Source organism: Sporosarcina sp. (genome assembly GCF_029257255.1).
In the GTDB taxonomy this organism is placed as follows: domain Bacteria; phylum Bacillota; class Bacilli; order Bacillales_A; family Planococcaceae; genus Sporosarcina.
This window is the reverse complement of the sequence record NZ_JARICI010000012.1, coordinates 1-6,724: the sequence shown is the minus strand read 5'-3', so window position 1 is coordinate 6,724 and position 6,724 is coordinate 1. Positions and strand designations below refer to the sequence as shown.

Annotated in this window: 7 protein-coding genes, 1 rRNA gene and 1 pseudogene; 3 read left to right on the top strand and 6 right to left on the bottom strand. The window is 42.2% G+C overall.

Annotated elements, in window-relative coordinates; genetic code table 11:
- Both Q1J64_RS03320 and Q1J64_RS03315 read right to left on the bottom strand, forming a co-directional pair.
- Window positions 1–217: ribosomal RNA gene (locus Q1J64_RS03320) — 16S ribosomal RNA — on the bottom strand; the annotation flags it as partial.
- Window positions 218–540: 323 nt separating this feature from the next.
- Entirely contained in the window at window positions 541–1,413 is an 873-nt protein-coding gene (locus Q1J64_RS03315; RefSeq protein WP_367183383.1) for a nucleotidyltransferase-like protein, read from the bottom strand.
- A 156-nt stretch (window positions 1,414–1,569) separates the two neighbouring features.
- Between Q1J64_RS03315 and Q1J64_RS03310 the strand changes: the two genes are divergently transcribed.
- A complete protein-coding gene (locus Q1J64_RS03310) occupies window positions 1,570–1,938 on the top strand; it encodes a YgzB family protein (protein ID WP_301107672.1) in 369 nt (122 codons plus the stop codon).
- 32 nt (window positions 1,939–1,970) lie between these two features.
- Here Q1J64_RS03310 and perR read toward each other — a convergent pair whose 3' ends face one another.
- From perR to bcp, 3 genes are all read right to left on the bottom strand, one after another.
- Entirely contained in the window at window positions 1,971–2,417 is a 447-nt protein-coding gene (perR, locus tag Q1J64_RS03305) for a peroxide-responsive transcriptional repressor PerR (protein ID WP_301107671.1), read from the bottom strand.
- 122 nt (window positions 2,418–2,539) lie between these two features.
- On the bottom strand, window positions 2,540–3,484 hold the full coding sequence (locus Q1J64_RS03300; RefSeq protein WP_301107670.1) for a D-2-hydroxyacid dehydrogenase: 945 nt from the start codon (window positions 3,482–3,484) through the stop codon (window positions 2,540–2,542).
- Window positions 3,485–3,486: 2 nt separating this feature from the next.
- Window positions 3,487–3,966, bottom strand: coding sequence for a thioredoxin-dependent thiol peroxidase (gene bcp, locus Q1J64_RS03295; protein WP_301107669.1), 480 nt, complete (start codon window positions 3,964–3,966; stop codon window positions 3,487–3,489).
- A gap of 173 nt (window positions 3,967–4,139) precedes the next feature.
- Between bcp and Q1J64_RS03290 the strand changes: the two are divergent.
- Window positions 4,140–5,429, top strand: a pseudogene (locus Q1J64_RS03290) (glutamate-1-semialdehyde 2,1-aminomutase).
- Window positions 5,430–5,502: 73 nt separating this feature from the next.
- Window positions 5,503–6,582 (top strand): FUSC family protein, encoded by a 1,080-nt coding sequence (locus Q1J64_RS03285; protein ID WP_301107668.1) that lies wholly within the window; start codon window positions 5,503–5,505, stop codon window positions 6,580–6,582.
- A 56-nt stretch (window positions 6,583–6,638) separates the two neighbouring features.
- Here the strand turns inward: Q1J64_RS03285 and Q1J64_RS16645 are convergent.
- The coding region (locus Q1J64_RS16645) for an IS3 family transposase (RefSeq protein ID WP_367183381.1) at window positions 6,639–6,724 on the bottom strand (86 nt) is incomplete at its 5' end.

The window sequence follows — 6,724 nt, the reverse complement described above, 5'->3', positions numbered from 1 at the left end:
AAACCGTCTTTCAACATCTCTTCATGCGAAGAAATGGGTTATTCGGTATTAGCCCCGGTTTCCCGGAGTTATCCCCATCTGTAAGGTAGGTTGCCCACGTGTTACTCACCCGTCCGCCGCTAAACTACAGGAGCAAGCTCCTGTAGTTTCGCTCGACTTGCATGTATTAGGCATGCCGCCAGCGTTCGTCCTGAGCCAGGATCAAACTCTCCATAATAGAGAAATTCGAGTAGCTCGAGTTTCTTGCTGGCATCATTTAAGATACTCATTTTTGTTTATGTCACCGAAGTGCACAAACTATTTTCGTTAACGTTTTGCTGTTCAGTTTTCAAGGTTCATTTGGTTCGTCCTGTAAAAGCGACTTCTCTAATCTACCATATCTTCTTATCACTCGTCAAGCACTTTTTTAAAAATGTTTTTTCGAGTGTGTTGTGCGCTGTAAGAACGTTTGTCCCAAGCGACATTTACTATAGTAACATGCATTCGTTTCTAAAGTCAACAACTTTTCTAAAAAAGTTGTAGAGCGATCGTTAAACCGCTCTACAATGCATTTCTTCCTCTCTGTGACCTGTATTGTCTATGATATAACAACTCATTTTTTGAAGGCACACAAACAATTTCAATCAGCTGCTTATCCACTAGATACTCAATAAAAAACTCAAGGTTTGATGAATATAGCGACAGCTCTTTATGATCATACAGTTCTTGGATTGTCCAGGAATCTTTTAGATCTAGGATATTCAACAAATGCTCAGAAGCTTCATTGGTATAGTTATGAATGAAAAATTCACTTGCCAGAAAAACTAAGTCCAGCCGCTTCTCAAGATTTTCTTCGCTTCCAATCAATTCTTCATATAGCTTATAAACGGAAGGATCTACTTTTTTCATTTGAGACCAAACGGTTTTCTCAGGCAGCGTATTATGTTTTATCGCAACCATTCTTGCCAGGTGTTGCAGACAATTCAAGGCATTAATATAGGCATCCATGTACTGCTTTCTCTCGAAATGAATTTTCCCTTCATTATAAGCGCGAATCATTTTCGCCAGTTCCATCCCCATTTTCACGCTTCTGCCGAAAAGCGGATCTTCTGACAGCCGCTGTTTCAGACGTTCTGCATATTCATCCCTGTCAAAATAAACCTTTCCTAAGATCAACCAGTCAATGATCTTTTTATTGGTCCCTACCAACAGCCAGTGCGTTAATTGTTTCTCACTGATCGTATGCATGGCAGCTTTACGCTCTCCGTCAGTATAGTGCTTTGATTGAATCGGCACTTCATTGTTCGAGGAAATAATGAACAGCACTTCATCGAATGCATCAGTGATTGGATCGTCCAATCTTTGATTTTCAATAAGAAGCACACTTAATGTATCAGATAGACTTGCTCTCTCCTGGTATATTGGCCGTAACATTTGTTCCACATCTTCGCCTCCCAGTACTTTCTTGAACGTCTCGAATACTCTATTTCGACGATTTCACATAAAATCCTTTAATTAAAGAGAGTTTGTACTGCTTTTATTTAAGAATATGATATATTAGGTGAGGATAGTGTGAGGAGGATATTTTAGATGAAACCATATAAAAATAAAATAAATCGCATTCGTTCATTTGCCTTGTCGCTCATTTTCATCGGAGTCGCCATTATGTATATCGGCATTTTCTTCCGTTCAAATGAAATTGTTATGCTGATTTTCATGTTCTTGGGTGTGCTCGCTATCATCGCAAGTACGGTCGTTTACGCTTGGATCGGAACACTTTCAACCCGAGCCATCAGAATTAAATGTCCGAATTGTGGAAAGCATACAAAAATGTTGGGCCGCGTAGATATGTGCGGGCATTGCCGTGAGCCGTTAACACTGGATCCGGATTTAGAAGGCAAAGAGTTCGACGTATCGTACAATAAAACAAAAATGTCTCATGATAAGTCAGCAAAATAAAAAGAGTGTAACCCATCTGGGTTACACTCTTTTTACTTTGCTTCTGTTTGCTGAGCTTCTGCACATTCCGGACATGTACCGTATACTTCTAAACGGTGTGAATTCACTTTAAATCCCGTTACATGTGCGGCCAACCGCTCCACTTCCTCAAGTCCTGGGTGATGGAAATCTACAATTTTTCCGCAATCGTCACAAATAATATGGTAATGATCATGCGTCACAAAATCAAAGCGGCTTGATGCATCCCCGTAGGTAAGCTCTTTCACAAGTCCAGAGTTTTGAAATACACGTAAATTATTATAGACTGTCGCGACACTCATATTGGGAAAATCCGATTCAAGTGCTTTGTATATCTCATCAGCTGTCGGGTGTGTTTGGGAAGTGATCAAATACTCAAGAATGGCATGTCTCTGTGGAGTGATTCTCACACCACTTTCCTTTAACGTTACGAGCGCATCTTTTAAAACTACTGTCGGCATCGTAATGCACCTCACTTCATAAAGACTACTTCTTTATAATCATTATAATTAGTGTACTCAATGAAGAGGGTAACTGTCAACTTTTGTGCTAGCCTTTAAGATGCCGGTAATAGAAACTTTCATTAATAGCCTTTATCTAAATCCACTAGATTAATAAGATTGCGATCGTCTGCAGCCCATTTGTCCAAATTCGTTTCCATAATATCAAGGGAGCGTGTAATATACTGACCCGACAGACTGGACATATGCGGTGAAACTGTACAATTTGAAAGACTCCAGAGCGGACTGCTCTCAGGAAGAGGTTCTTCTTCGAATACATCAAGAACAGCGTGTCGGATTTCATTGGTTTCTAATGCTTCAATAACGGTTTCATCCTTCACCGCATCTCCTCTTCCAACATTCACAAAAATAGCGGATTCTTTCATCGCCTTGAAATGCTCTCGCTGATAAATCCATTTAGTTTCTGCAGTGCTTGGTAAAATAGAGATTACATAGTCTGCTTCAGGAAGTCTGTCTAAAAGAGTAGGCATCGTAATCGTCTCATCCATGAAATCACTCTCATGTCCTGAACGGTTGCAGCCGATTGTATACACACGGAAAGCCTGTAGTAGTCTGCCGATTTCTCCTCCGATTGCGCCGGTTCCGACAATTAGTGCTGTCGAACCGTTTACTTCACCAGGAATTTTATCCAGCTTCCACTTTTTCTCTGCCTGTCTTTCATATATACCGGGCAAACCTCTTTCCAGTGACAATAAATGAGCCAGAACCGATTCTGCAAGAGGAGCTTTATGAACACCTCGTGCGTTGGTAACGATTACTCCTTTCTGCTTTAACGCTTGAAGTGGCAAATCATTCACACCAACTGCGGCAACCATCACCCATTTTAATGCAACAGCTTTTTCAACGATAGCTTCTGTCAGGTCAACGCCTTCTGTCGCAATTACATCCGCATCTTCGATAGATACATCATCAATGGAAGATGCATAGACGAATTCTGTATCAGGAAACTTCCGCTCCAGTTTTTCTTTAAAAGCGGTTTTAATTCTGAACGTGAAGACAATCTTCATAGTCAGGCCTCCTTAGTCAATTGCTGCAATGTTGTGAGCGCATCTTCGACATGCCCCTTCACTCGAACTTTCCGCCACTCTTTTACTACCGTGCCTGTCGGATCGATCAGGAATGTCGAACGCTCAATTCCCATATATTCTTTACCGAAGTTCTTCTTCAATTTCCACACACCATATTGTTCAGCTACTACATGTTCTTCATCGACAAGCAGCGAAAATGGGAGACCATGTTTTTCAATGAATTTCTGATGTGAGGCTTCTTTGTCCGGACTAACGCCTAAAATCACTGCATTCAACTCTTCAAAATCATTCACAGCGTCACGGAAATCACATGCTTCCGTCGTACAGCCCGGCGTTGAATCTTTCGGATAAAAATACAACACAACATACTTTTTACCTTTATAACTTTCTAATGAAACTTCTTCCCCGTTTTCATTTGGCAATGAGAACAGCGGCGCATGCAATCCTTCTAATTTGTCCATATAAAGCCCTCCTCGGTAAGTTAAAAACATTCATCCATTTAAATTTCTTCCTTACTCATCGTAGCTGAAATACTTACACTTTTCAATTTACTGCAATGGAGCTCTGAGGGTGGAGACCTAATGGGTATTAGTGCTAAAATGGTAGCGTATAATGGATTTGGAGGAATTAACTAATGAACAGGAAAAACTCAGAAGCAATCTACGCAGAAGCATGTGAACATATTGTCGGAGGCGTTAACAGCCCTTCGCGCGGATACAAAGCGGTCGGCGGCGGAGCTCCCACTGTTATGGAACGTGCGCAAGGCGCTTATTTTTACGATGTAGACGGCAATCGATATATCGACTATTTAGGAGCGTACGGACCGATCATTACCGGGCACGCGCATCCTCACATTACAAAAGCAATCACACACGCGGCTGAAAACGGCGTATTATACGGGACACCAACTCGCCATGAAGTGAAATTCGCCAAAATGCTGAAAGACGCGATTCCTGGAATGGATAAGGTTCGTTTCGTCAACTCCGGAACGGAAGCTGTCATGACGACAATCCGGGTGTCACGCGCATTCACTGGACGTACTAAAATCATGAAATTCGCTGGCTGCTATCACGGCCACTCAGACCTCGTACTTGTTGCTGCGGGTTCGGGACCGGCAACTCTCGGTATTCCTGACTCAGCCGGTGTGCCTTCTTCCATTGCGAAAGAAGTCATCACGATTCCTTTCAATGATCCGCAAAGCTACAGAGAAGCAATGGATCAATGGGGGGATGAACTTGCTTGTATCCTGATCGAACCAATTGTCGGCAACTTTGGCATCGTTGAGCCGAATGAAGGATTCCTTGAACTCGTTCATGAATAAGCTACGGATAAAGGTGTACTGACTGTCTACGATGAAGTCATTACTGCGTTCCGTTTTCATTATGGGGCAGCTCAGACGTTGCTTGGACTGCAGCCGGATTTAACAGCTTTCGGTAAAATTATCGGCGGCGGCCTGCCAATCGGCGGGTATGGCGGCAAAAAAGAGATTATGGAACAAGTAGCTCCACTCGGACCTGCTTATCAGGCGGGAACGATGGCAGGAAATCCGGCTTCCATTCTTTCTGGGATTGCTTGTCTAGAAGTATTGCAGGAGCCTGGTGTGTATGAAGAGATGGATCGCTTAGGCGGTTTATTGGAAGAAGGAATTTTACAGCTGGCGAAGAAACACGGCATAACAATGACGATCAACCGTTTAGGTGGGGCACTCACCCTCTTCTTCACGGATGTGATAGTGAACAATTATCAGCAGGCTGAAGATACGGACGGCGAGATGTTCGGACGTTTCTTTAAGGAAATGTTGAAAAACGGTATCAACCTTGCACCTTCAAAGTATGAAGCTTGGTTCCTAACGACTGCTCATACAGAAGAAGATGTGAAGGAAACACTAGAAGCTGTGGACCGTTCATTTAAGGCATTAACCTGAAGAATGCATTGACCGTCTTGCTGCAATATTGTAAAGTAGCAAAAAAGAGCTTTTTAAGGAAAGGAATTACCCAATGAAACTTGGTGCCCGCATTTTTAAAACGGGTATTGCGATTGTGTTCGCTCTATTTCTTGCGCAGTTACTGCAGCTACCTACTGCGGTGTTCGCAGGAATCGCAGCGATCTTCGCAATCCAGCCATCTATTTATAGGTCGTATTTAACGATAGTTGAACAATTACAAGGGAACTTGATTGGGGCAGCGGTCGCAGTAAGTTTTACACTGATCTTCGGTCCGCAGTTAGTCGTCGTAGGGTTAGCAGCAGTAATCGTTATGATTATCATGCTAAAGCTTGGTCTAGAAAAATCCATTTCACTTGCCCTCGTAACAATGATTGCAGTCATGGAAGTAAAAGGAGATGACTTTTTAATCTTTGCGTTTCTCCGAGTCTCTACCATTTTAGTCGGCGTACTCGCAGCATTTCTGGTGAACTTAGTATTTATGCCGCCAAAGTATGAATCAAAACTTTTCCAGGCCGTTCATCAGGCACAAGATGAAATTATTCGCTGGGCTCGTTTGGCTGTCCGACAAGCATCTGATCATTCTGCCACTAAAAAGTCACTTATCAAGTTGAAAGAACGGCTTATTCAAATAGACCAGCTTTACCTGCTGTACAAGGAAGAACGCAGCTACTTCAAGAAAACTTCTGCTTCTAAGGCTAGACGTCTCGTTGTTTACCGGCAAATGATTGCCACAACGCGAAGCAGTTATGATGTACTAAAAAGACTGCATAAATTCGAGAACGAACTGATCAAATTGCCTGAACACTTTAGAATGATGGTCACTGAACGGCTTGAAGCACTACTCGTTTATCACGAGCAACTTCATTTGAAGTTCGCAGGCAAGTTGAAAGCGGATCGCGACGAAACGGAACTGCACAATGAATTTATTCAGCGGCAGGAAGTGATGGATATATTCGCAAAAGAAATTGCCATTACCAAAGAAGACGAAGAGTTTTCAGCTTATCACTTGCTGCATATTCTTTCTTCCATATTAAATTATGAAGAGCAATTGGAGCATTTAGATACATTGATATCCTCCTATCAAACTCGTTATGAAGATGAAGATAACATTTTAGAAGATGAATTTTATTAAAAAAACGTCGACGGATTTATTCCATTGTAGTGACCCCTAAAAGTTAGAGTTTTATATTACGCAGCTAGTTGGCTGGTGTGTAGACGGTATTGTACCGGACTCATGCCAGCCAATTTCTGTTTGATACGTTTGTTGTTGTAAT